This is a genomic window from Streptomyces sp. NPDC005899 (assembly GCF_040629645.1).
Taxonomy (GTDB): domain Bacteria; phylum Actinomycetota; class Actinomycetes; order Streptomycetales; family Streptomycetaceae; genus Streptomyces.
Genome location: NZ_JBEXWB010000003.1, coordinates 31043 through 53527, shown reverse-complemented (window position 1 = coordinate 53527; position 22485 = coordinate 31043). Strand labels below are relative to the sequence as shown.

General features: G+C 69.7%; 29 protein-coding genes. 17 read left to right on the top strand and 12 right to left on the bottom strand.

Features of this window, described 5'->3' with window-relative positions:
* The first annotated feature begins 193 nt into the window (after nt 1-193).
* From ABZ371_RS00995 to ABZ371_RS00985, 3 genes are all read left to right on the top strand, one after another.
* Nucleotides 194-1882 (top strand): alkaline phosphatase D family protein, encoded by a 1689-nt coding sequence (locus ABZ371_RS00995; protein ID WP_358672463.1) that lies wholly within the window; start codon nt 194-196, stop codon nt 1880-1882.
* A gap of 111 nt (nt 1883-1993) precedes the next feature.
* Nucleotides 1994-2452: a DoxX family protein gene (locus ABZ371_RS00990; protein WP_358672462.1), complete on the top strand. Its 459-nt coding sequence runs from the start codon at nt 1994-1996 to the stop codon at nt 2450-2452.
* A gap of 218 nt (nt 2453-2670) precedes the next feature.
* Nucleotides 2671-3330: a VTT domain-containing protein gene (locus ABZ371_RS00985; protein ID WP_358672461.1), complete on the top strand. Its 660-nt coding sequence runs from the start codon at nt 2671-2673 to the stop codon at nt 3328-3330.
* A gap of 64 nt (nt 3331-3394) precedes the next feature.
* Here ABZ371_RS00985 and ABZ371_RS00980 read toward each other — a convergent pair whose 3' ends face one another.
* The 12 genes from ABZ371_RS00980 to ABZ371_RS00925 form a co-directional block, all read right to left on the bottom strand.
* Nucleotides 3395-3616: a DUF2277 domain-containing protein gene (locus ABZ371_RS00980; protein WP_358672460.1), complete on the bottom strand. Its 222-nt coding sequence runs from the start codon at nt 3614-3616 to the stop codon at nt 3395-3397.
* A 43-nt stretch (nt 3617-3659) separates the two neighbouring features.
* A complete protein-coding gene (locus ABZ371_RS00975; protein ID WP_358672459.1) occupies nt 3660-4049 on the bottom strand; it encodes a DUF1214 domain-containing protein in 390 nt (129 codons plus the stop codon).
* On the bottom strand, nt 3941-4591 hold the full coding sequence (locus ABZ371_RS00970) for a DUF1254 domain-containing protein (RefSeq protein WP_358672458.1): 651 nt from the start codon (nt 4589-4591) through the stop codon (nt 3941-3943). Before ABZ371_RS00970 ends, ABZ371_RS00975 begins: the two co-directional genes overlap by 109 nt.
* A gap of 237 nt (nt 4592-4828) precedes the next feature.
* Nucleotides 4829-5272 carry a hypothetical protein gene (locus tag ABZ371_RS00965; RefSeq protein WP_358672457.1) on the bottom strand — a complete coding sequence of 148 codons (444 nt, stop codon included), beginning with the start codon at nt 5270-5272 and terminating at the stop codon, nt 4829-4831.
* A gap of 466 nt (nt 5273-5738) precedes the next feature.
* Entirely contained in the window at nt 5739-6182 is a 444-nt protein-coding gene (locus ABZ371_RS00960) for an SRPBCC family protein (RefSeq protein ID WP_358672456.1), read from the bottom strand.
* Nucleotides 6183-6434: 252 nt separating this feature from the next.
* Complete coding sequence (locus ABZ371_RS00955; protein WP_358672455.1) at nt 6435-6605, bottom strand: hypothetical protein; 171 nt, start codon at nt 6603-6605, stop codon at nt 6435-6437.
* A 176-nt stretch (nt 6606-6781) separates the two neighbouring features.
* The gene (locus ABZ371_RS00950; protein WP_358672454.1) at nt 6782-7561 is read right to left on the bottom strand and encodes a hypothetical protein; all 780 of its coding nucleotides are present in this window, start codon (nt 7559-7561) and stop codon (nt 6782-6784) included.
* Nucleotides 7562-8089: 528 nt separating this feature from the next.
* The gene (locus ABZ371_RS00945) at nt 8090-8566 is read right to left on the bottom strand and encodes a hypothetical protein (protein WP_358672472.1); all 477 of its coding nucleotides are present in this window, start codon (nt 8564-8566) and stop codon (nt 8090-8092) included.
* A gap of 580 nt (nt 8567-9146) precedes the next feature.
* Nucleotides 9147-9470: a hypothetical protein gene (locus ABZ371_RS00940; RefSeq protein ID WP_358672453.1), complete on the bottom strand. Its 324-nt coding sequence runs from the start codon at nt 9468-9470 to the stop codon at nt 9147-9149.
* 146 nt (nt 9471-9616) lie between these two features.
* Nucleotides 9617-9898: a WGxxGxxG family protein gene (locus ABZ371_RS00935; protein WP_358672452.1), complete on the bottom strand. Its 282-nt coding sequence runs from the start codon at nt 9896-9898 to the stop codon at nt 9617-9619.
* 642 nt (nt 9899-10540) lie between these two features.
* Nucleotides 10541-11797: a tyrosine-type recombinase/integrase gene (locus ABZ371_RS00930; RefSeq protein WP_358672451.1), complete on the bottom strand. Its 1257-nt coding sequence runs from the start codon at nt 11795-11797 to the stop codon at nt 10541-10543.
* Between the two features lie 403 nt (nt 11798-12200).
* Nucleotides 12201-12581: a helix-turn-helix transcriptional regulator gene (locus ABZ371_RS00925; protein ID WP_358672450.1), complete on the bottom strand. Its 381-nt coding sequence runs from the start codon at nt 12579-12581 to the stop codon at nt 12201-12203.
* A gap of 278 nt (nt 12582-12859) precedes the next feature.
* Here ABZ371_RS00925 and ABZ371_RS00920 point away from each other — a divergent pair, with 278 nt between their 5' ends.
* From ABZ371_RS00920 to ABZ371_RS00855, 14 genes are all read left to right on the top strand, one after another.
* The gene (locus ABZ371_RS00920) at nt 12860-13162 is read left to right on the top strand and encodes an XRE family transcriptional regulator (protein ID WP_358672449.1); all 303 of its coding nucleotides are present in this window, start codon (nt 12860-12862) and stop codon (nt 13160-13162) included.
* Nucleotides 13146-13379 carry a hypothetical protein gene (locus ABZ371_RS00915; RefSeq protein WP_358672448.1) on the top strand — a complete coding sequence of 78 codons (234 nt, stop codon included), beginning with the start codon at nt 13146-13148 and terminating at the stop codon, nt 13377-13379. Before ABZ371_RS00920 ends, ABZ371_RS00915 begins: the two co-directional genes overlap by 17 nt.
* An 88-nt stretch (nt 13380-13467) precedes the next feature.
* Nucleotides 13468-13884, top strand: a complete 417-nt coding sequence (locus ABZ371_RS00910; protein ID WP_358672447.1) for a hypothetical protein — start codon at nt 13468-13470, stop codon at nt 13882-13884.
* Nucleotides 13881-14882, top strand: coding sequence for a hypothetical protein (locus ABZ371_RS00905; protein ID WP_358672446.1), 1002 nt, complete (start codon nt 13881-13883; stop codon nt 14880-14882). The genes ABZ371_RS00910 and ABZ371_RS00905 overlap by 4 nt, the downstream gene beginning before the upstream one ends.
* 69 nt (nt 14883-14951) lie before the next feature.
* A complete protein-coding gene (locus tag ABZ371_RS00900; RefSeq protein ID WP_358672445.1) occupies nt 14952-15293 on the top strand; it encodes a hypothetical protein in 342 nt (113 codons plus the stop codon).
* Entirely contained in the window at nt 15290-15982 is a 693-nt protein-coding gene (locus tag ABZ371_RS00895) for a DNA methylase (protein WP_358672444.1), read from the top strand. Before ABZ371_RS00900 ends, ABZ371_RS00895 begins: the two co-directional genes overlap by 4 nt.
* 82 nt (nt 15983-16064) lie before the next feature.
* Nucleotides 16065-16871 carry a hypothetical protein gene (locus ABZ371_RS00890; RefSeq protein ID WP_358672443.1) on the top strand — a complete coding sequence of 269 codons (807 nt, stop codon included), beginning with the start codon at nt 16065-16067 and terminating at the stop codon, nt 16869-16871.
* A 70-nt stretch (nt 16872-16941) separates the two neighbouring features.
* On the top strand, nt 16942-17577 hold the full coding sequence (locus tag ABZ371_RS00885) for a hypothetical protein (RefSeq protein WP_358672442.1): 636 nt from the start codon (nt 16942-16944) through the stop codon (nt 17575-17577).
* A 157-nt stretch (nt 17578-17734) separates the two neighbouring features.
* Nucleotides 17735-20266 (top strand): phage/plasmid primase, P4 family, encoded by a 2532-nt coding sequence (locus ABZ371_RS00880; protein WP_358672441.1) that lies wholly within the window; start codon nt 17735-17737, stop codon nt 20264-20266.
* Nucleotides 20263-20526 carry a hypothetical protein gene (locus ABZ371_RS00875; RefSeq protein ID WP_358672440.1) on the top strand — a complete coding sequence of 88 codons (264 nt, stop codon included), beginning with the start codon at nt 20263-20265 and terminating at the stop codon, nt 20524-20526. Before ABZ371_RS00880 ends, ABZ371_RS00875 begins: the two co-directional genes overlap by 4 nt.
* Nucleotides 20523-20858, top strand: coding sequence for a hypothetical protein (locus tag ABZ371_RS00870; protein ID WP_358672439.1), 336 nt, complete (start codon nt 20523-20525; stop codon nt 20856-20858). The genes ABZ371_RS00875 and ABZ371_RS00870 overlap by 4 nt, the downstream gene beginning before the upstream one ends.
* Entirely contained in the window at nt 20855-21298 is a 444-nt protein-coding gene (locus ABZ371_RS00865; protein ID WP_358672438.1) for a hypothetical protein, read from the top strand. The genes ABZ371_RS00870 and ABZ371_RS00865 overlap by 4 nt, the downstream gene beginning before the upstream one ends.
* Entirely contained in the window at nt 21295-21549 is a 255-nt protein-coding gene (locus ABZ371_RS00860; protein ID WP_358672437.1) for a WhiB family transcriptional regulator, read from the top strand. The genes ABZ371_RS00865 and ABZ371_RS00860 overlap by 4 nt, the downstream gene beginning before the upstream one ends.
* Nucleotides 21546-22460 (top strand): DNA adenine methylase, encoded by a 915-nt coding sequence (locus ABZ371_RS00855; RefSeq protein ID WP_358672436.1) that lies wholly within the window; start codon nt 21546-21548, stop codon nt 22458-22460. Before ABZ371_RS00860 ends, ABZ371_RS00855 begins: the two co-directional genes overlap by 4 nt.
* Nucleotides 22461-22485 lie beyond the last annotated feature (25 nt).

Genomic DNA, 22485 nt, shown 5'->3' with positions numbered 1-22485 from the left:
CCGCCACCGGTCCCGCCGCCCTCCCACCGGACCGGTGGCGACCGCGGTGTGACCACGAAGACCCTGACCTACCCGCCCGCCTCCGCCGTTCCGTACCCTTCGGAGCCACCGGTCACGAAGCGGTTGCCGGAGCCCCGGCCCCGGCAACCGTCCTTCACCACCACCGGTCACGGATACGCGAGGAGGGCACGACATGGCTGGGCTGCGCCTGGGACCACTGCTGCGGTACGTCGACTGGGAGTCCGGCTCCCGGGCGACCGTCTGGGTGGAGGCGAACCGTCCCTGCACGGCCGAGGTCCGCTGCGCGGACGGGGCGTCGGGCTCCTCACCCACCTTCACGGTCGCCGGGCACCACTACGCCCTGGTGGTGGTGACGGGACTGACCCCCGGCTCCACCACGGCGTACGAGGTACTGCTCGACGGCCGCCAGGTCTGGCCGCCGGAGGACTCCCGCTCCCCGGCGAGCACGATCACGACACCGGCCGTGTCCGAGCGGCCGGAGGAGGCCGCCCCGATCCGGGTCGCCTTCGGTTCCTGCCGCTGGGCGGCCCCGCCCGCCCAGGAACACGACCCCGTCGGCCCCGACGCCCTCGACACCCTGGCCGCCCGGCTCGCCGCCGACCCGCAGGGCACACGCCCCGACGTGCTGCTGCTCCTGGGCGATCAGGTGTACGCGGACGAGACGTCCGAGGCCACCCGGCAGCGGCTCGCGGCCCGCCGCGACCTGGACGAGCCGCCCGGGGCGGAGGTCGCCGACTACGAGGAGTACACCTGCCTCTACGACGAGTCCTGGCGCGACCCGGACGTGCGATGGCTGCTGTCCACGGTCCCCAGCTGCATGATCTTCGACGACCATGACGTGATCGACGACTGGAACACCAGCCGCGCCTGGCTCGAGGACATGCGCGGCACGCCGTGGTGGCAGAAGCGCATCGTCAGCGGGCTGATGTCGTACTGGGTCTACCAGCACATCGGAAACCTCTCCCCCGAGGCCCTGGAGGCCGACCCGGTCTACGCCGCCGTGCGCTCGGCCCCGGACGGCACCGAGATCCTGCGCCGGCACGCCACCGCGGCGGACGCCGACCCCACGTACACACGGTGGAGCTACCGACGTGTTTTCGGCCGAGTACGGCTGCTCATGGTGGACTCCCGGGCGGCCCGGGTCCTGGACGAACAACAGCGGTCGATGCTCACCGCCGAGGAGGCCCGCTGGATGCGCGAGGAGGCCCTCGCCGACCCGGAGAAGTACGACCACCTCCTGGTCGGCACCTCGCTGCCGTGGCTGCTGCCGCCGCTCGTCCACGATGCGGAGCACTGGAACGCCGCCCTGTGCCGGGGCGAGCGAGGCGGTCCGGACGGTCGCTGGGCGCGCCTCGGCGAGAAGGTCCGGCGCGCCGCTGACCTGGAACATTGGGCCGCCTTCCCCGAGTCCTTCCGTCAGCTCTCGGAGCTGTTGCGGGAGGCCGGGCGCGGCCCCGACGCCCCGGCGACTATTTGTGTGCTGTCGGGCGATGTGCACCATGCCTACATCGCGGAGCCCCAGTGGCCCACTTCCGCACCGGGCGGCACTCCCGACTCACGGATCCTGCAGCTGACCTGCTCCCCCGTCCACAACTCGGTCCCCGCGTCCATGAAGGCCGGCTTCCGTTTCGGCTGGAGCCGGGCGGGCCGGTGGCTCGGTCGCGGCCTGGCCCGCCACGGACGGGTCGAGCCCCCGGCGATGCGGTGGCACAAGACGGGCGGCCCGTGGTTCGGCAACCAGCTGATGACCCTCACCCTCCATGGCCGGAACGCTGCGCTGTCATTGGTACAGGCCAAACAGAAGACGACAGGCGCGCAGCTGGAGACGGTTCTGGAGCGCACGCTCAGCCCGAACGACTGAGCGACTTTCAGCCACTGAACAGAATGTTGAACTTGCAAGCACTAATGAGGTGTACCTAACCTGAGGGCCCCCGATCGGTTTCACGTCCCCAGACCGAAGGAGCCTCCCCCCATGCACACCTCCCTGAACCGGGCGCAGCCGTACGCACTCGGCCTGTTCCGCGCCGTCATCGGCTTCCTCTTCGCCTGCCACGGCGCCGCATCACTCTTCGGCGTCCTGGGCGGCGCCATGGGAGGCGGTTCCATACCCGCCGGCACGTGGCCGGGCTGGTACGCGGCCGTTATCCAGCTCGTCGGCGGCGTCCTCGTCGCCGTGGGCCTCGGCACCCGGGCCGCCGCCTTCGTCTCCTCGGGATCGATGGCGTACGCATACTTCAAGGTCCACCAGCCCGAGGCGCTGTTCCCCCTGCAGAACGGCGGGGAGGCGTCGGCGGTCTTCTGCTGGGCCTTCCTCCTGCTGGTCTTCACCGGCCCCGGCGCCCTGGCCCTGGACCGGCTGTTCTCCTCCCGCGACGGCTCGGCGCGCGAGGGAGAGGGCAGGCGCGAACAGGCGCCGGCCGTCTCGGTCTGACCGGCCGCGCTCCCGCTCCGGCCGCACGCCCCGGCTCCCCCACCCCAGGGGAGCCGGGGCGTGCGGTCCGTCAGGCACGTGACCTGCGCGACATCGCCCGGCACCGCGCGAACACCGGGTGAACCGGAGGCGTACTCTGGATCGCTGGCCCTGCCGCCCCTGCCGCTCCCCTGCGACGTCGCGGCGTTGACACGGTGACACGGAACGGGGAGTAAGAAGTGCTCGAGAGTGTGGGTGCGCTCACAGGCAGCCCATGGATCTACGCGGTGGTCGCCCTCTCGGTGCTCCTGGACGTCTTCCTGCCCCTCCTTCCCAGCGGTGTGCTGGTGATCACGGCCGCCACGGCCGCCGCGGCGAGCACGACGACGGTCACCGCGGCGGCGGGCGAGGCGACCCGGCAGGTGCCCTCACTGGTCGCCCTGACCCTCTGCGCGGCCACCGCCTCCCTGCTCGGCGATCTCGTCGCGTACCGCCTGGCCTGGCGGGGCGGCGAACGCCTCGATCGGGCCATCGCGCGCTCGCGCCGTCTGACGGCCGCGCAGGAACGCCTCGGGGCGGCCCTGAGCCGTGGCGGTGGCGTCCTCGTGGTCATCGCCCGTTTCGCGCCCGCCGGCCGCTCCGTCGTGTCGCTGGGCGCGGGCGCCGCACACCGCAGGCCCGTGGACTTCCTGCCGTGGTCGGCCCTGGCGGGAGTCGCCTGGGCGGTGTACAGCGTGGGCCTCGGCTACTTCGGTGGCCAGTGGCTCGGCGCCACGTGGCTCGGCACGGCGGTCTCGGTCCTCGCCCTGTTCCTGGCGGGCTCCCTGGCGGCGCTCGTCGTCCGCAGGCCCTCCCGGGCCGGGCAGGCGCCGGCGACCGGTGCCCCGATCGGCTCCTGACCCGCCACCGGGCCCGCGCCCGAACGGCGCGCGCACCTGACCGAGCGGCACCGCGCCGGTGCGGTCACACCCGGGCGGCGCCCCGTATCTCCAGGCCGTCCAGCAGTTCGCGGGTCGCCTCGGCGATCTTTTCGACGGCCCGGTCGAAGACCTCCTGGTTGTGTGCGGCGGGCGCGCGGAAGCCCGACACCTTGCGCACGTACTGCAGAGCTGCGGCTCTCATCTCCTCCTCCGAGGCGTCTTCGGGGATGGCGGGCGGGCGAAGCGTCTTGATGCTGCGGCACATGCCTCCAGTGTGACGCCCGCCACTGACAACGCGCATCGAGGACCTAGGCTCCCCGTCCGTCCCGGAGCCGCTCGATCGGCGGGATGACATAGCTGCCGTCAAGAACCCGCTGGTCAGGCTGGTGCATCCGCAGCAGCGGGCGGAAGCCACCCGCGGGTAGCGGCAGCCAGTTCGCCGCTGCGACCGGGTCCGCCGGCGGTCCGGCGGACAGGTGGAGCGTCAGCGAGCCGTCGGCCGCGCGGACGAGCCCGGGCGTACGGTCCCCGATCGTGCGGCGGCCGGTCTCGTCGCCGACCAGGCGCCCCCCTGGGTCGGCGTACACGGTCAGCGACCCGAACGCCCGGACCGGTGGCGGCTCCGCGAGGCGCAGGACATAGCCGTGGGACCCGTCGAGCGGGCGCCCCCGGGAATCACGGGACGTGTCGGCGTACACCGCCTCGTATCCGTGGGGCGGCCAGTCCCCCTGCCGAGGGCGAGCCCCCGCCCCAGCGCGCGCCCGAGGGCGGGCCCGGCCGACACGTACGGCCACACGCCCTCCTCCAGCAGCCCGAGGGGCTGGAAGCGGCCCTGGTACGCGCGATCGGCGGCACCGGGCGGGAAGTCCGCCATCCACACCCGCAGCCTCTCGAAGAACCGGAGCTCCCGGGGCACCCCGGGCTCGATCGCCGGAAGCCCGGTCCGGTGGGGGCGGTCACCCAGGTGCGTGAGCGTCAGCTCCTGCTGGAGCGCCCTGACCCGGAGCATGTCCCCGGGCCCGTCGCACTCGAGACGGCCGACGACGCAGACCACGGAGGTGGGCGCGTCGACCACTCCCGACACGCCGCCGGGCACGGTGCTCGCCCAGCCGGGCGGCACGATCAGCCAGTCGCCCTCGCCCGTGCCGGTGGCGCGGGTGCCGAGGTAGGCGAAGACGTTGCTCCAGGCGTCGACGAACTGGAGGACGTGGTAGGCCCCGCCGGTGTCCGGCAGGTGCAACCCGACCGGCCCCCGGACAGGTCGGCCGGGGCGAACGGGACCCGGGTGGCGGCAGTGGCCGGCCCGTCCGCATGGGCGAAGGCGTTGAACGCCACGGGCCCCGGGAGCCCGCAGCCCTCTTGGAGACCGGCCTGGACGGCCGACAGCCGGCGGACGAGCGGGGATCCGTAGACGTACGCCTCGGCCGCCAGCGCGGTGATGGCGTCCGGCTCCCGGGCGCCTCGCCCCGGGCTCACGTCAGAAGACCGGCTTCGACCGGTTGGCGCACAGGGCCCAGATCACGAAGACGTCGAGCGCGACGGAGATGACCGCCCACACCGGCTGGTACGGAAGCCAGATGAAATTGGCGATCAGGCTCAGCGCGGCCAGGCCGATACCCACGCCCCTGGCCCAGGCCGCACCCTTGAGAATGCCCCACCCGACGAGCAGCAGGATCACCCCGAGGACGAGGTGGATCCAGCCCCAGGCGGTGACGTTGAACTTGAACGTGTAGTCGTCGATGCGCGCGTACACGTCGTCGGACGCGATACCCGCGATCCCCTTGACGACGGCGAGGATGCCGTCGATGAGAAGCAGGACCCCGGCGAACGTCACCCCCGTGGTGGCCCAGGGGTTGCCCGCGTTGCCCGAGTCGGAGGCGGGGGGCCGTGAGGAACCGGGTGCGGACGCTGACTGGCTCATGGGGACTCCTCCACTCGACGGGCCACCCCGCACACTGCTGCGGGCAGATACGACCCTGGGGGACGACCCCACCGGCCACGACCGGGACGCGCCCGTTCGGGTGACGGCACCGACGGCATGCCGCCGCTGATCGAGGGGCCCTGGGACGGTGACGGGTCCCAGTCCCGGGCACTGGTGTCACGCACGAGCGGCGGCAGGCGGCCACGGCGGGTCGGCCGTGCGGGTCCGTGCCGGAGTCGCACGGCCGACCCGCTGTGGCCGTGCGGGTCCGTCCCGGGCCCTCGCACGGACCGCACGGTCCGTCCCGGGCCCTCGCACGGACCGCATGGGACCGGCACGGACGCCCGGGGGCTGAGCAGGCAGCGTAGAGGGGCCCCGGGATCAGCCCAGGGTCCGTCACCCCCGGCCGTGATCCGTGCAGAGACCCCGGGCCCCCCGTCACCCACGACCTGCGGTCGTGATCCGTTCAGAGACCCCTGGGCGCTTCTCCGGCGGCCGTGGCCTCGGCCAGCTTCTGGAACTCGCCCAGGTCGTAGTTGGCCAGCGCCGAATCGAGGTTGGTGAGCGCGCCGAGGTGCTCCACGAACCCCTTGGGGTCGTACTCGATCTGGAGGGCGACCCGGCTCGTGGTGTCGTCGATCCGGTGGAACGTCACGACACCGGCGTGGTGGACGCCCTCGATGGTCTTCCAGGCGATCCTCTCCTGCGGGACGACCTCGGTGAGCTCGGCGACGAAGCCCTTGTCCGCGCCCGGCAGGGAGAGCTGCCAGGAGAACCGGCGCTCGTCCATGGGGTCGACCCGCCGGACGTGGCTCAGGAACTTCGGCCACTGGGTGACGTCGCTCCACAGGGCCCAGGTGACTGCGACGGGCGCCTTGATGTCGACGGTCTCGACGAGGGAGGAGGACATGGTGATCACCCTTCTATCGCTCGGTAACGGCTTGCGCTGCCGACTACCCGGGAGTCGCCGCCGCACGCATGCCTCCCCCGGAGTCCCGAGCCCGGCCCCGTCCCGGCGCATCAGGATGTCCGTACCCCCGTCGCCGAGCGCCACCGCGTCCGGCCGGTGCCGCTGGACCAGAGCTTCGTACGCGGCACGCAGGGGCAGCACCCCGGTCCGTGGGAAGGCGTACACGGTCGACGGACAGTCCTGCCGGTCGAGTCACTGGGCGAGGGTCCGCTCGGGGAACCAGCTCTGGTGCGGCGCCGACCCCGGCGTGACGACGACGACATCAGGCGCCACCCACTCCTCCAGCAGAAGGCCTTCCAGCGCGCTGGAGGAGAGATTGGCGAGGTGGACCTCCTTGCCCTGGTGCATCAGGTCGAGAGCCAAGGGCCCGCTCCGGCGAGGAGGCCACGCTCGGCGTCGGCGAGCCGGGTGAACAGCGGATTGGCATGGAGGGAGGTCATGCATGGCGGTCATTGTCAGTGAGTGGGTACGCGGAGGTCCCTTTGCGATCCGGAATACGGAATCCGGTCGAGACAGCCCTGGCCTGCCCGAAGCGGCACTCAGCGGGACCGTTGCAACTCGATCGCGATGGCCCGGCAGCTGCGGACGAAGTCCTCGGCAGCAGCGACGGTCACTTCCTCGCTGGTGTGGACCGCCCGATTGCGCAGCTTGCGCAGTCGCACGTAGACGTCCAGTGCCTCACGGGACAGCCCCAGGGCTTCGATGGCCACCCGTCTGCGTTCGGTCGGCCCGACGAAGGGCGCGTCCTGCCCCTCGGTCTCGATTCCGCGGGCCCACATCACTTCCTGAAAACATGTTTCCAGGGCCTCCCATGCACGCATCACCGCAGCCCTGGGAGCGACGGGTGCTGTATGCAACGCCTTCCTGAAGCGCTTTCCTGACACACTCGACTCGAAGTCCGGCGGATCCAGGAGGTAGGGCACGCTCTCCAGCACCTCCACCACCCTCTGCCTCAGTCGCCGATCCTCCGGCACCCGGTCATCGGGCATTGCTCCGTCGTCAGTGTCCGCATCGTCAGTGTCCGCATCGGCCTCGGGCTCGACACGGCTGCCCTCCACGTCGGATGAGGAGGCAGCCGGCCTCGGTACCACCACGACCGGCTCCGGACCGCCGGCCGTGGACAGAGCGAGCTCTTCCGCGTCATCGAGTACGTCGGCTGCCGCCGCCGCGAACTCGGCGCTCCCCGCCGGCGTCTCCACACGCGTCAACCGACTGACGGCGCCTTTGAGTTGAACCCTCACAGTCCAGAGGAGAACAGCCGCGAACACCGGCCAGGCCAGGGCTTTGACGTACTCCAGTACCAGCTTCGCGATCTCCACGGCATCATCCTGCCGCTCGCCCCCTACGGACGTGGGGCGAACGCCCGGCGTTGTGACGAACACGCGACACACCACCGCCCGGTCTGCCACCACGGACCACCTTGGCGAGGAGGTGACGGAACGCGCCCTGATCCATCACCGGAAATCCCGCCACCACGGCAGTCGAAGGCCCGACCGCGAATCGGCCGGGCGCCTTTCGCGTGCGCGTCGCCCTTCATCACCCGTCGATCCTCGCTGTTCGTGCACGATCGGGCACGTGCTTCGTAAGCCTGGCGCCGACCCTAGGCCGGTCTTCGTCGGTCAACACTCGTGCACAGCGGAGGCTGCGAGGAACGACCCGCTGTACGCGGCGTTCGCGCTCGTCGTGGCTTTGGGTCTGCGGCGAGAAGAGCCCCTTGGACTCCGCTGGTCAGACGTCGACTTGAAGCGCCACACACCCACCGTGCGGGACCACATTCAGCGAGTACGGAAGGGTCTGTACGCAGACTCCGCGAAGGACCGCCGCACGCTTCGGGATCGGGCAGTGCGCTACCCCATGACCGCGCGGGCCGCGTCCAGAAACGCCAACCGGTTGTCCTCCAGATAGTCACGTACGCTTTCGCCGTCGGGCAAGCCTTCCCACACCGTCCGGTTGAGGTCGAGGAAGTACGCGCGTGCCGCGTCGTGCACGGGCAGGGGGAACTGGATGCGGATGAGCCGCTCCGCGACCCACAGCTTGTTCATGACGTCCCGGGTCGTGAGGAACCAGGCGTCGGTGTCCTCCCACTCGGACGGCCGGCTGAAGGCAGAGCGTTCGGCTGCGGCCCCCACCTCGATGAACCGCTCCAGCAGCGCCAGCCGTTCTCCGCGCCGGGCCTCCGACAAGGCGATCTTCTGCCGTCGTTGTTCAGCGCGTTCCGCCGAGAGCTGGGTTCTGTGCTGCACGAGGTAGGACAACGAGCCGCCGAGTACGACGCCGCCCAGCGATATGAGTGACACCCAGAACTGACCTGACATGGCGGCCATCGTGCCATGCCGTCGCTCTGCGCGACGATCTCGCTGCGCTGGTGTGAGCTCGGCGTCCGAGTCGTCCCGGCAGCCCTGGCCACCGGGCTGAGCCCGCACCAGTTCGGTGAGGCAATCACCGAGCAACGACGCGAGGGCGCGAATCCGGCACGCGAGGGTCGGCCGTGGATCCTGCCGCTGGAAGATCAGATTCTTCCGGTTCCCGCGTGCTGACACGCGAACCTGACACTGCGACAGCAGACCCCGCAGTTCGGCGCCTCGAAGTCACCGACACTGAGCCCGTCGGCGTGTGTCTGAGCCCTGATGCACCCCGATTGACCGTGGCTGACCGCTCGTTCTGGGATGGATCTGGCACGCGTGGCTCTGCTGGCACCGCCTCCCGCCCTGGTGAAGGGGATGCCTACGGTTCGGGACATTCGCCAGTGTTCGCCGTGGTTGCTGTACTTCGTTGCTGTACTGCGCCCACCCACGTACACTTGAGCGCCGCTTACTTCAAGAGCAACATCAACATTCACACGTAGATCGTGCTGGAGCGAAGTGCCGCAGCGGGCTCACCCGGTTGGCCATGCCGTCTACGCCTTCAAGAGAGGCGTAGTTCCGCATGCTCGAAAACGAAATCACGGCAGCACTGATCGCTCTGAGCCTGGTGATTTTCCTGATCTTCGGGGTCCTGGCTCTCCTGCGCTGCAATCGCAAGGACGTAGCTGAAGTCCTTCGCGTCCTTCTGCGTCGGAAGTAACGGGTAGACGTGGGCGGCTGGATCATTAATGGCCCAGCCGCCCACGCATATTCGCGCGGCCGGCGGAGTCTCAACAGCCGAGTCAAGCTGACGGGGCGACGCCCATCGATCGGGCGGCGCCCCGCCTGGCACAGCTTCGAGCCCCATCCCTATCAGGTCGAGCACCGGCGCACGTTTACGCCGCTCGGGTCAAGCCGCGCCAGTACGGGTGGTCCGTGGAGACACGACGACGACCGGTGTCGTTCGCCCGCGTTGGTGTCAGACACTGATGTTCAGCCAAGAAGCCGGACTGGACTGATGGAGCATCCGCCTCACGGACGATCAGTGGGGTGCGATCCGGTTCCTGTGCTCCGGTGAGTTCCCGTGTCGGGTGTCTTTCGCCGACGAGGAATGAGACCGAGCAGACCCAGAAGGCCTGCGAGGCCCCAGAGCCCCCATCCTCCGTTGTCGTCGTCCTTCTTGTCGTCATCCTGCGCTTGGCTCTGGGAGGTCTGCACCGTGGTTGCTTGGGTCACCCCCGTCGGCTGCGCTTCTGCGGTGACGGCAGCGGGCCCTGCGAGAAGTGCGGCGGTCAGGACGGCACCGACAGTCATGCGACGCATTGGTCCTCCTTCTGTGACCCGCGGACGGGGCCTTCTACCCATGGCGCGTGACGTCGGAGCGCGGCGCAACTCCGCCAGGCATGAAGGTCTCCGAGGAAGGAAGGTTCAGCCCATACCGGCGGCCCCGCGGCTGTCAGAGGCCACTAGGCCGAATGAGTGCTTGGTCTACCGACTCGTATGTCATCTCCGGCCACTCACCCAACACACCACTCACCCCTGCTCCCATCCCGTCCGCCTTCGACCCACACTCCGTGAAGCGGTCGTGGTTCAGGGCGTCGAGGTGGAGCGCGCCACTGTACGAACGACCTTGACGCCCTGGGCCGCGACTGCATGGCTCTGCCTGGCCTGGGTCGAAGGTGGTCCGGGGGCACTGCCGTCACTTACTACCGTCAACGCCCCCGCAGCGGCTCGCTGCGGGGGCGTTCTGGCTGGTGGGCGCGGACGGTTTCGAACCGCCGACATCTGCTTTGTAAGATATCGCGTCGGTCAATCTTGTATCGGTGAGTCCCAGTGAGTGCCAGTGAGCCAGGGCTAACGAGCCGATCAAGGCGGCGAGTGAGTAGCAGTGAGCGTGAGTGAGTAGCAGTGAGGGGTTTTTGTGGCCCCAGTGTGGCCGCTTGTGGCCTCGCGGCCTCACACCACCGCACGGAGCGTCCGCCCTGACACGAGCGCCGTACGCACCTCGTCGACCAAGTCGGCCCCGGCGTGCTGGTACAGCCACGTCACTCGGCCACCGCGCTCATGACCCATGACCACCTGCACGTCCTTCTCCGGGACGCCAGCATCCTTCAACCGGGTCGCGAAGGTATGCCGCAGATCGTGGACCTTCGGCCACCACTCCGTCCGCCCGGTCTCCGGGTTCGTTACCTGCCTGGCCAGGCCAGACGCCTGGATCGCGGGGAGCCACGACCTCCGGAAGTTGGGCCGCGTCAACGCGCCGCCGCGCGGGCCCCGGAACACGAGCTCCTCCTCGTGGAGGTCCGAGCCGTCTCCGATTGGTGACTCCGTGGCCGCCGGGTCCCACATCTCCCACATCATCTCGACCGCCTCGACGGCGGCCGGCGTGAGCGGCACCGTGCGGAAGCCGGCCTTGCTCTTGGGCGCGGCCTTGCGGTGGACCTTGCCGCGGTCGTCGATGAGAACTTCCTTCACCTTCATCACGGCTTGCCGTAGGTCCACGTTCGCAGCCCTCAGGCCAGTGAACTCCCCCCACCTGGTACCGGTCTCCTCGGCGAACACGATGAGGGGCCGGTAGTACTCGGGCAGGTGCTCACGGATGAGGGCGCACTGCTCGCGGGTGGGCGGGATCAGCTCGTCCGGGTGCCTGCTCGTAGCCGCGGTGACCTGGATGTCGGCGGCCGGGTTGAGCTGGATCCGCCGGTCCCGGAGCGCGGCCAGCATCATATGCCGGAATAGCTCCAGCACCTTGAGCTGCGTGGCGCGGCCCTTCACCTCGTTGGTGATCCAGTCCTGCACCTGGATCCACGTGATGGACGACAGCTTGCGCTTGCCCCACTTCGGCTTCACGTGGACCGTCCACGCGGACAGCTTCCTGTTCCGGGTGGTCACCGACTTGATGTCGACGGTCGGCCACCAGATCTCGTACCACTGCTCCACCGTGATGGACCCGCGCTTCGGGTCCTGGTACGTCCCGGCGTCCAGCGCCGCCTTGACCTTGTTGAGGTGGGCGACGGCTTCCTTGTACGTGTCGAAGCGGGGCCCGCACTGCCGGCCGTCGGCGTCCCTGTACCGGGCTTGCCACCGTCCCAGGCAATCGCGGCGGCCCTTGCGCTCACCATGCTCGCCGGGCGGGTACGCCTCGATGCACAGCTTGCAGCCACACTCCTTGCTCCTGATCTGCCTGGGGTTGTTCGTCGCTCTACGCGCCACGGGGCATCACCTCTCGGCTCCTACGCTGCTCGGGTACGCGGGGCAGCAGACGGACCGGCGCCCCGCAGAAACAGCGTGCACCGTCAGGTGGCTGCTCGACCGCGAGTTCGCGGAGAACAGCTCGGACGACGACGGCTGTGCTGCCGACAGGCAGTGACGCGGGGAGGGTGATGACGCGGGCGGACGGATCCCAGGGATCGGCCGGCAGGAGCGACGAGTATTCGATACGGACGCACACGTGAACCCCCGGAGTACGCAGGCGGAACAGGAACCTGCGGTCGATGAGGGGAGGGCATCGGCCGTACGGACGACCGTACCCCCGGATGGTGGAATATGCGACTACTGCTACGCGTGTTGACGAACAGTCATACACGGGGAGTGACGGAGTCCATTTAGCTGAGACTCACGGCTGCCGCGAACGGTTGCGCTCGACGAGGGCACGAATTTGGACCTCGGTCATCTCCTGCTGATCCTCGGTGAGTTCCTCGATCAGGGCAAGGATCCGCACGCGTGCGTCATCGGAGAGCGGGCCGGGTGCGGCGCGGCCGGCGGCGGCGAAGATCTCGGCCTCGGTGAACTTGGGGAAGGCGGCAGCGAGGGCGCGCAGCTTCTCCTTGTTGGGGCCGCGGGTGCCGCCTCGCTTGCGGTGCACCCAGGAGTTCACGGTGGCAGGGGCGACGCCGATGCGGCGCGCGATCTCCGAGTCGCTGACACCGTAGGTGTCTTTGAGGCGGGCGATCAGCTGCGCGAGATCCTCGGCGGGCTGCTGCTCATGGGTGTCCACGGACCTAAGAGTGGCAGTGGATCTTCTACTTTTGCAAGTAAAAGTAGAGGCATGGCGGAATCTCGCTGCGGCGCGTGACCTCCCCGTTGCGCGCCGTAGGCGGTGGCATATGTACAGAGTAGAACAGACGTTCGCTTCGCGGCCACCGCGACTAGGAACTCACTGAAACTCACCGAAACTCACTGCCGCTCACTTGACCCAATGACACTGACACAGTAGAAATGTGTCAACGGCGGCGCAGTACCGGCCGCAGAGACACCACCTGGCGTGAGGCACACATGACCAACCTGATCCGCAAGGGCGCAGGCCAGCCACTACGGGACGCAATGAAGCGGACCGGGCTGACCCAAGCCGAGCTCGCCGCCAAGACCAAGGCGGTCGACATTCGCGGACAGGGAGTCAGCCTCGGCACGGTCATCAAGGTGACCGGCCGAGGCGAGAGCGCGACCGACAGCTGCCGGCTCCGCACCGCGTGGCTCGTTACCACCGCACTCGGAGAGCCGCTCCAGAAGCACTTCGACATGCCCACAGTTTCAACCGACACAGTTGAAAGGTCCACCCCCCATGGCCACTCTCGCTGAACGCACCGAGACGCTCCGCGCCGTCGGCGTGGCACCCCTGCTCACCACCGCCCAGCTCCAGGCCCTGTACGGAGTCTCCAACTGGACCGTCAACAAGTGGGTGCAGGACGGGTGCCCCGTCGAGCCGACGAAGTTCCACGGCCGGCGCTTCGACCTCGACAAGGTCCGGGCCTGGATGGCGGCGGCGGACGAGCAGCAGCTCGCCGCGACCGGCTGACTCTCCACGCACCACGGGGCCGCCCCGGACGGCACATCCGGATGCGACCCCTCGGCAGTACCTCAACCACAGAGAAGAAGAGGACACCGTGAAACAGAATCCTACCGACCCCACGAACTTCCCCGCCGGTGACCGGCGCCCGACGACTGTGGCCGGCGTGTTTCGTGCGGCGGCCCGCATCCTCGCCGCGAACGGGTTGTACCAGGGGGACTACCTCCCGGACCCGTTCGACCGGGAGATGTGCATCCCCCACTTCCTGCGTCCGATGTCGATCGTGGCTGCGGTGAAGCGCGCGGTAACGGGTGACCCGCACACCGAGTCGCTGGTGGCGAACGAGGCGATCAGCGTGCTGGCGCTGCGACTGGGTGACGGGCCGCAGTGGGGGGACATCGCCAGCCTTGAGCGGCACGTCGACAACTGGGGGGACACCGAGGGGCGGACCACGGAGTCGGCTGTGGCGGTGCTGTACGCGGCGGCTGACGCATCCGAGCAGGTGGCGGCGTGAACGCCCGCGATGAGTTGGCCGCGCAGGTCGCCGAGCACGGGCCGTTCCCGATGCCGACCGGGGACACGACGCCCACGCCGATGATGCACGCAGGCCCGAAGGCGTGCGGCACGTGCAGGTCCCTCGCCCGGGAGGGCAAGCCGATCGAGCACGAGCAGTGCGCCGCCCGCGCGGTGCTGCTCCTGCCGCCGGACCAGCCGATGTATGAGGACCTTGTCGACCTGACCGACGAACAGCGCGCCGCGCTCCCCGCCCGGTTCCACACGCCGGTCTTCGACGGCCTTGGCCAGCCGAACTTGTGGCTGTGCCAGGTGTGCTGGGGTGACGGCTGGGTGTCGCAGTGGCCGTGTGGCCCGGCGCAGCAGAAGGGCGCCCTGGTCGTCGAGTCCGAGGGGACGGCCGAGGACACCGCTGCCGAGCTGATCCGGCTGCGTGCCCGGGTCGCCGAGCTGGAGGCGGGCACCCCGTGGGAGCGCGCGGTTGCCGGGCTGAACGCCCTGGCCGACGCGGACATTGCGTTCTGGATCGAGCCGGACGGGCACATCAGCGGTCCGTTCGGGGACGAGCACATCGAGTGGGACCAGTCGACCTCCCGGTGGCGCCTCGTCCACGACGACGAGAACCCGAATCGGGTATCAGCGGATCAGGCGCGTCGGATCGAGCGGGACCGTCCGAAGACCGCCACCTCCCACGAATGCACCACCCCGTTGACCCGGCGCCTCGACTGCGGCCACTGCCCGCACGAGATCTGTCAGGACTGCGACCGCTGCCCGCACACCTGCCGCTGCGCCTCGCCCGAGGACCCGCACGACAGTCCGCTTCACCGCACGTACGAGACGGGCCACGACCTGCCGCCGCTCCCCGGGGCGTGCGAGGCGTGCGGCGACACCGACGCCATGTGGTGCCCGGACTGCGGTGCCTGCCGCAAGGGCTGCCACGGCGGGCACGTCGACAACGACTGCACCCACGCGCGCGCCCCCTGGCAGGTGGCCCCGTGATCTGGCTCCTCACCCTCGCCTTCGCGTTCCTCTCCTTCTGGCTCCTCGAACTCGCCCTCGGAGGCACCGATGTCCGATGACCTGAAGCCCGTCACCGGGCCCATCCCGATCTACGTCCGCACCCTCCCCACCGGGGTGGTCCTCGACCTGGCCGCGCTCCGCGCGCTCATCGTCACCGACGTCGTGAACGAGCTCCTCAACTCCGAGGACACCACCGCGTGGGATCTCCTCCACCAGGCCGCCGACCCCGAGTCGGCCAGCGAGTTCGACGGGGAACTGCTGGAGCAGCGCCTCAACGAGCACGCCTCCTCCCGCATCCCCCTGTACGGGACAGCCGGCCTGGACCTCACCCGGAAGATCCGCGAGGCGTCCGCCCCGCGCGCCGTCCCCACCCAGAGGCGGACCGCATGAGCACCACTGTCCGCGTACTCGACCTGTACTCCTGCTCCGGCGGTGCGGCATGGGGCTACAACCTCGCCGGGCTGGACGTGGCCCGCGGGGTGGACATCGTCCACCGCCCCCGCTACCCGTTTCCCTTCACCCTCGACGACGCCATCCAGTGCCTGCTGGCCCACGGGCGGGACTTCGACTTCATCCACGCCAGCCCGCCGTGCCAGAGCCAGTGCGCACTGACTGTGGGCACCAACGCGTCCCGCAAGTGGGGTGCCGGCAGTGACCACATCGACTTGGTGGGGCCGACCCGCAGGGCGCTGGAGGAGATCGGCGTCCCGTACGTGATCGAGCAGCCTCTCGGCAAGGCGAAGATCCGCAAGGACATCACGCTCTGCGGGGAGATGTTCGGCCTCGGGGTGATCCGACACCGGGACTTCGAGCTCGGCTTCTGGGAGGCGCCGCAGCCGAAGCACATCCCGCACCGGGGGCGCGTGCGCGGCTGGCGCCACGGTGTCTACCACGACGGCCCGTACGTCGCCGTGTACGGCGACGGCGGGGGCAAGGGCACAGTCCGCGAGTGGCAGGACGCCATGGGCATCCACTGGACGGACGTCCGCAAGGAACTGGCCGAGGCAATCCCGCCGGCGTACGCGCAGTACATCGGTGAGCAGTTCCTGACGCTGGCCCGGAAGCCGGTGGCGGCATGAGCCCCCGCGCCTGGGCCTGGTCCCTGCTCCTCGTCACCCCGTTCTGGGCGGGCGTCACCCTCCTCATCACCCGGGAGGTGCTGTGATCGCCACTGGGAACGACGAGTACAGCCAGGTACTGGCCGAGCGGATCAGGGAGTTCATCCTCGACGCGGACCGGAACGCCGGCAGGTCGCAGCAGAAGGCCATCGGCCCGTCCGAGGTCGGGGAGCCGTGCGAACGCCAGCTCTCCTACAAGATGCTCGACTGGCCCGAGACAAACACCAACCGGGACCCGATCGCGGCGATCATCGGCACCGGGTTCCACATGTGGATGGCCGAGAAGTTCGAAGCGCGCCAGACGGTCATGGCCGACGGGACCCCGCGGTACCGCATCGAGGAACGCGTCACCGTGAGGGACAGCCCGATAGAGGCCGCGCGCCTCGGCGGTAGCTCCGACCTGTACGACCGGCTGGCCGCGCTCAACTACGACTGGAAGCTCGTAGGCACCAGCAGCCACGACAAGTACCGGCGGCAGGGACCTGGCCAGAAGTACAGGGTGCAAGCCCACCTGTACGGGCTCGGCCAGGAGAACGCCGGCCACCCCCCGGGCCGCGTCGCCGTGGTGTTCGTCGCCCGGTACCACGAGCTGAAGGTCCACGTCTGGTCCGAGCCCTACGACCGGGGTGTGGCGCTTGACGCCCTCGCCCGACTGGACCGCATCCGGGCCCGGGCCATGGAACTGGAGCCCGACCTCCACCCGGAGAACTGGGTAGCCATCCCCACCCCGGAGAAGCCGAACTGCCGGTTCTGCCCCTGGCTCAAGCCGGGCAGCACGGACCTCAGCCAGGGCTGCCCCGGGGCGCCGAAGACCAACGCGGGCGCCTCCCTCGAAGCGCTCATCGCCTGACCTACAGGCCCCACAAACTCGCCGCTCAACCGCAGTCGGCGTTCATCACAACCAGCAGGAGCAGAAGCAGATGACTACGCAGCAGTACCAGGTCCCCAGCGCCGACGACTTCCTGATGGGCGGCGGCGGCGCCCCCACCGCGAAGTTCCCCGTCCCGCAGACGACCGTCGGCGGCCGGATCACCGAGCGGCCCACCGTGGAGCAGCAGCGCGACATCTCCACCGGCGACAAGAAGTTCTGGTCCGACGGCAACCCGATGATGCAGCTCGTCGTCACCGTCCAGACCGACGAGCGGGACCCGCAGCTCGACGAGGACGACGGCCGGCGCCGCCTGTTCGTCAAGGGCCAGATGAAGAACGCCATCGCCGACGCGGTCCGCGCCGCCGGGGCCCGCGGCCTGGAGGTCGGCGGCACCCTCGCCGTCACCTACTCCCACGACGGGCAGGCCTCGCAGCGCGGCTTCAACCCGCCGAAGCAGTACACCGCCCGCTACACCCCGGCGGCCACCGTCGCACTGAACACCCCGGACCCCGGCACCGCCGCTCCGCAGCAGCAGTACGCGGCGCCTGCCGCACCCGCGGCGGCCATCCCGGGCCTCACCCCGGAGCAGATCCAGCAGGCCATGGCCAACCCGGCCACGGCAGCCCTGGTCGCCCAGCAGCAGGCGGCCACCGCCGCCGCGGCCACCACCCCGCCGCCGTTCTAGAACACCCCGCCAGCGCCGCCTGCCACCGCTGACTCTCCCTCGTCGCGGTGGCGGGCGGACCACCACAACTCGGCCCGACCGGTAACCACGCCAGGCCCCGCGGTGCAACCCCGCGGGCGGGCCCTCCCCGAGCACGGCACCACAGCTAGGAGCGACATTGAACGCCACACCGGACACGTTGGCCGCAGCCCTCCAGCTGCACACGGCCGGCTGCTCCGTCGTTGCTGTCAGAGCCGACGGGAGCAAGAGGCCGGCAGGCGACTGGAAGCAGGCACAGACCCAACGCCACACCGAGGAACAGCTCCACACCTTCTTCGCCCACAACCCGCCCGGCATCGGCGTCATCTGCGGCGCCGTCTCCGGCGGGCTGGAAATGCTGGAGCTGGAAGGGCGCGCGGTCGCCGAGGGCGTCCTTGACGAACTCGTGGAGATCCTCGTCGGCCACAACATGGCCGAGGTCTGGCAGCGCATCGCCACCGGGTGGCTGGAGCGCTCACCGTCCGGCGGCCTGCACCTCCACTACCGGGTGGAGGGCGGCGCCCCGGGGAACACGAAGCTCGCCAACCGCCTGGCCCGCGAGGACGAACTCACCGACGCCGAGCGGGACCTCCTCGTCCGCCACCCGCACAAGCGGATCATCCGTGGGCTCATCGAGACCCGCGGCGAAGGCGGGTTCGTTGTCACCGCGCCGTCCCACGGCAGCGTCCACCCCAGCGGGAAGCCGTATGAGCTCCTCGCCGGCGGGCCCGCGACCATGGCGACGATCACCGCCGAGGAACACAAGACGCTCCACACCCTGTGCCGCATGCTCGACACTGTCCCGGTCGACGAGGTGCACCCGGTGGCCACGGGCCCGGCGCCCGCGCCCCTTGACGAGGCGGCCGCCTTCCTCTTCGGTGGTGGCGGTGGCGGTGGCGGTGGCGGCACGGCCGAGCAAGGTGGACTCACCCCGGGCGACGACTTCGAGCAGCGCACCGAGTGGGCGGACATCCTCCAGCCCCACGGATGGAAGCTGATGTTCGTCCACGGGGGCACCCACTACTGGCAGCGCCCCGGGAAGGACGGACGCGAACCGTCCGCCACCACCGGCCGGGCCATGGACCGCGACCGCCTGTACGTCTTCACCACCAGCACCGAGTTCGTCGCCGAGAAGCCCTACACCAAGTTCGGTGCGTACACGCTCCTCAACCACGGCGGGGATCACTCCGCGGCCGCATCCGGGCTGCGCCGCCAGGGCTACGGGGCGCCCCCACCCGAACCGGTCCGCCACCTCACCGCAGTACCCAGCCCGAGGCCCGCCCCGGTCGACGGGACCGCAGCACTCGCCCTGGCACCGGAGCCGGTGGCCGAGGCAGGTCCGAGCACCTACTCCCGCACCGACGACGGGAACGCGCTGCGCCTCGTCGACGAGCACGAACAGGAAATCCGCTACGTCCCGCAGCGCGGAAAGTGGCTGCGCTGGGACGGGCACCGCTGGGCCTGGGACGACGCCGGGACGGTGCGGGAGATGTCCCGGGCCATCGCCCGCAAACTCCCCAACGGGGAAGGCGAGGCGAAGCACCGGGCCCGCAGTCTCTCCGCGGCCGGGATCTCCGCCATGGTCTCCATGGCCCAGACCGACCCGCGGATCGTTGCCCACGCCGGCGACCTCGACGCGCACCGCATGCTCCTCAACACGCCGCTCGGCGCTGTCGACCTGACCACCGGGAAGATGATCGCCCCCGACCCGACACAGATGCACACCCGGTCCACCGCGGTCGCCCCGGATACCGACGCGCCCACCCCGAAATGGGACGCCTTCCTCGCGCAGACCTTCGGCGGCGACAACGAGCTGCTCCAGTACGTGCAGCGCATGGCCGGCTACTCCTCCTCCGGCAGCGTGAAGTGGCACATCCTGCCCTTCCTTCACGGGGGCGGCGGCAACGGCAAAGGCGTCTTCCTCAACGTCATGCGCAGCCTCCTCGGCGACTACGCGGCCACCGCACCGAACGCGTTCCTCATGGCCGGAGCCCAGCGCCACGAAACGGAGATCGCCCGCCTTCACGGGCTGCGCCTCGTCATCGCCTCCGAGGTCAACCAGGAAGCGAAGTTCGACGAGGCCAAGGTGAAGGAACTCACCGGCGGCGACGGGCTCACCGCAAGGTTCATGCGCCAGGACCACTTCACGTTCGAGCCAACGCACAAGCTGTGGCTGATGGGCAATCACCAGCCCCGCGTCTCCGCCGGCGGAAAGTCGTTCTGGCGACGCCTGCGCCTCATGCCGTTCGTCCGCACCCCGGAGAAGGTCATCGAGGATCTCGACCTCCTCCTCATCTCCGAGGAAGGCCCCGGCATTCTCGCCTGGGTCGTCGCCGGGGCGGTCGCCGTGTTCCGCGACGGGCTCAACGACCCGGAGTCCGTGAAGGCCGCGACCGCGCAGTACGCGGCCGAGGAGGACGCGCTCGCCCGGTTCCTCGAAGAGGCCTGCCACGTCGGCGGCGGGCTCCAGGTCCGCACCGTGACCGAGGTGTTCCGCGGGGCGTACGAGAAGTGGTGCCGTGCCGAGGGTGAAGAGCCGCTGCCGTCCCGCCAGCTTGGCCGTGAGCTGAAGGACCGCTTCAACATCATCCGCAAGGGGTCGAACGGGACCTACTCCTACGTGAACGTCGCCCTGATTCCTGCGGCCGATGATCGGTGGGACGACGAATGACCATGATCAAAGTTCCGTTGCAGTTCCATCAAAGTGCCATTGAAAGTGCCGTTGAAAACAAGCGTTTCCCCAGGTCAAGTGCCATCAGTTCCATCAGTGCCGTTGAAATGAGCTATCCAGCTCCGTGCGCAGGTAAGAGCGTTGATGCTCAGAAACTGGCGCTGACGGCACTGATGGAACTGTCACCCCAGGTGACCTGCGAAAACAGCAGTTCCATCAACGGCACTGCAACGGAACTGCCCGCGGGCGGCACCCGATGAACCTGCATCCCGGCATCGCCGCGAAGCTCGCCGCCACCGCGGACCACGCGACCGAGACAGCATGCCCCCGGTGCGGTGCCCCGGTGCTCACCGCAAGAGCAGGACGGGTGGCTGCCCTCGACGTGATCGCCGATGTCGAGCCCATCGACACCACCGGCGAGATCCTCGCCCTCCTCGATGGCCGCCTCACCTGGCACCTCGTAATCGGCGCCCTCGGTACGCGGCGGATCACCTGGCGCGGGGCCACGCACATCCGTGCCGGCCCAGCCAGGCACGCGGTGCTGCAAGACCACACGTGTCCACCCCAACCCGTACAGGAGACGCTTCTGTGACCCGCAACTTCACAATCACCCTTCCCCCGGGGCTGAAGCTCCTCAACGCAAACCAGCGCGTCCACCACCGGGTCCGCGCCGAACTCACCCAAGCCATCCGCGGCGCCGCCATGGCGCAGTGCTCCGAGGAGCCCGGCATGCGCGCCGCGCTCGTCTCGGCCGGCGACGCCCCGGTCCTCGCCCACGCGTACATCCTCGGAGTCCTCCACCCGGGGAGCAGACGCCGGCTCGACCCGGCGAACTTCTACCCGAGCTTCAAGGCCGCGGTCGACGGGCTGGTGGACGCCGGGGTGCTGGAGGACGACGACCACACCCGGGTCATCGGACCCGACATGCGGATCGGCCCCGTCATGAAGGGCGGACGCATCGCCCTCCACATTCAGGAGCTGACTGCTGAGCAGCACGCCGCGTTTCAGTGGGCCCAGGCGGTGGCGTCGTGAACCGAACCATCGCCGAAGAGGGCATCTGCGCCCAGACCGATCCGGAGCTGTTCTTCCCGGAGAAGGGCCAGTCCGACGTGACGCGGGCGGCCATAGCTATCTGCATGGGCTGCCCGGTGCGGCGCCCCTGCCTCGCCGAGGCGCTCGCCGAAGAGGGCTCCGCTGCCGCGTCGCACCGCTTTGGGGTGCGCGGCGGGTGCTCGCCCCGGCAGCGCTTGCGCCTCGCACGACAGAAGGGATTGAAGTCGTGACCCTCACCCTGGCCACCGCCCGCGCCCTCCTCGACACCCCACCCACCCCGCCCGTCCCCGGGCAACTCACCACCAATCAGGAGCAGCACATGAAAAGCCCCGTCCCGTACTTCGGCGCAAAGGGCCGCACCGCCCCGTGGATCGTGTCCGTCCTGCCCCCGCACCAGCACTACGTAGAGCCCTACTGCGGCGGCCTGTCCGTCCTGCTAGCCAAGACCCCGTCCGCGATGGAGACCGTCAACGACCTCGACGGCGAGCTCATGCATTTCTGGCGGGTCCTGCGCGACCGGCCCGCCGAACTGATCCGCGCCTGCGCCCTCACCCCGCACAGCCGTGAAGAGCTCGCCGCGACGTGGGAGCCGACCACCGATGACCTCGAGCTGGCCCGCCGCATCTGGTGCCGCCTCGCCCAAGGTCGATCCGGAACCCTCCGCAACACCGGGTGGCGGTACTACATCGACCCCGCCGGCTCGACCCTGGGCATGCCGGACTACATGGCCGCCTACGTCGACCGCCTCGCAGCTGCCGCCGAACGCCTGCGCCGCGTGTCGCTGGAGTCGATGCCCGCCCTCGACCTCATCGCGAAGTACGGGCAGCAGGAGGACGTCCTGCTGTACGTCGACCCGCCGTATCTGGGCACGACCCGCGGGTGGGGCAACAACTACCGGGTCGAGATGAAGGACGAGACCTCCCACCGGGAACTCGCGGCCGCGCTCGCCGACTGCAAGGCCGCCGTCGTCCTCTCCGGGTACGACAGCCCGCTCTACGACGAGCTGTACGACGGGTGGCACCGGGCCGATCACCAGACCATGACCGGCAACGCGAAGACCGCGAAGGACCGCACCGAGGTCTTGTGGTCCAACCGGGTCCTGGCCGGCCGCCTGTCGCTCTTCGACGACGACGCCGCATGACCACGCAGCTGCGCCCCCTCGCTCG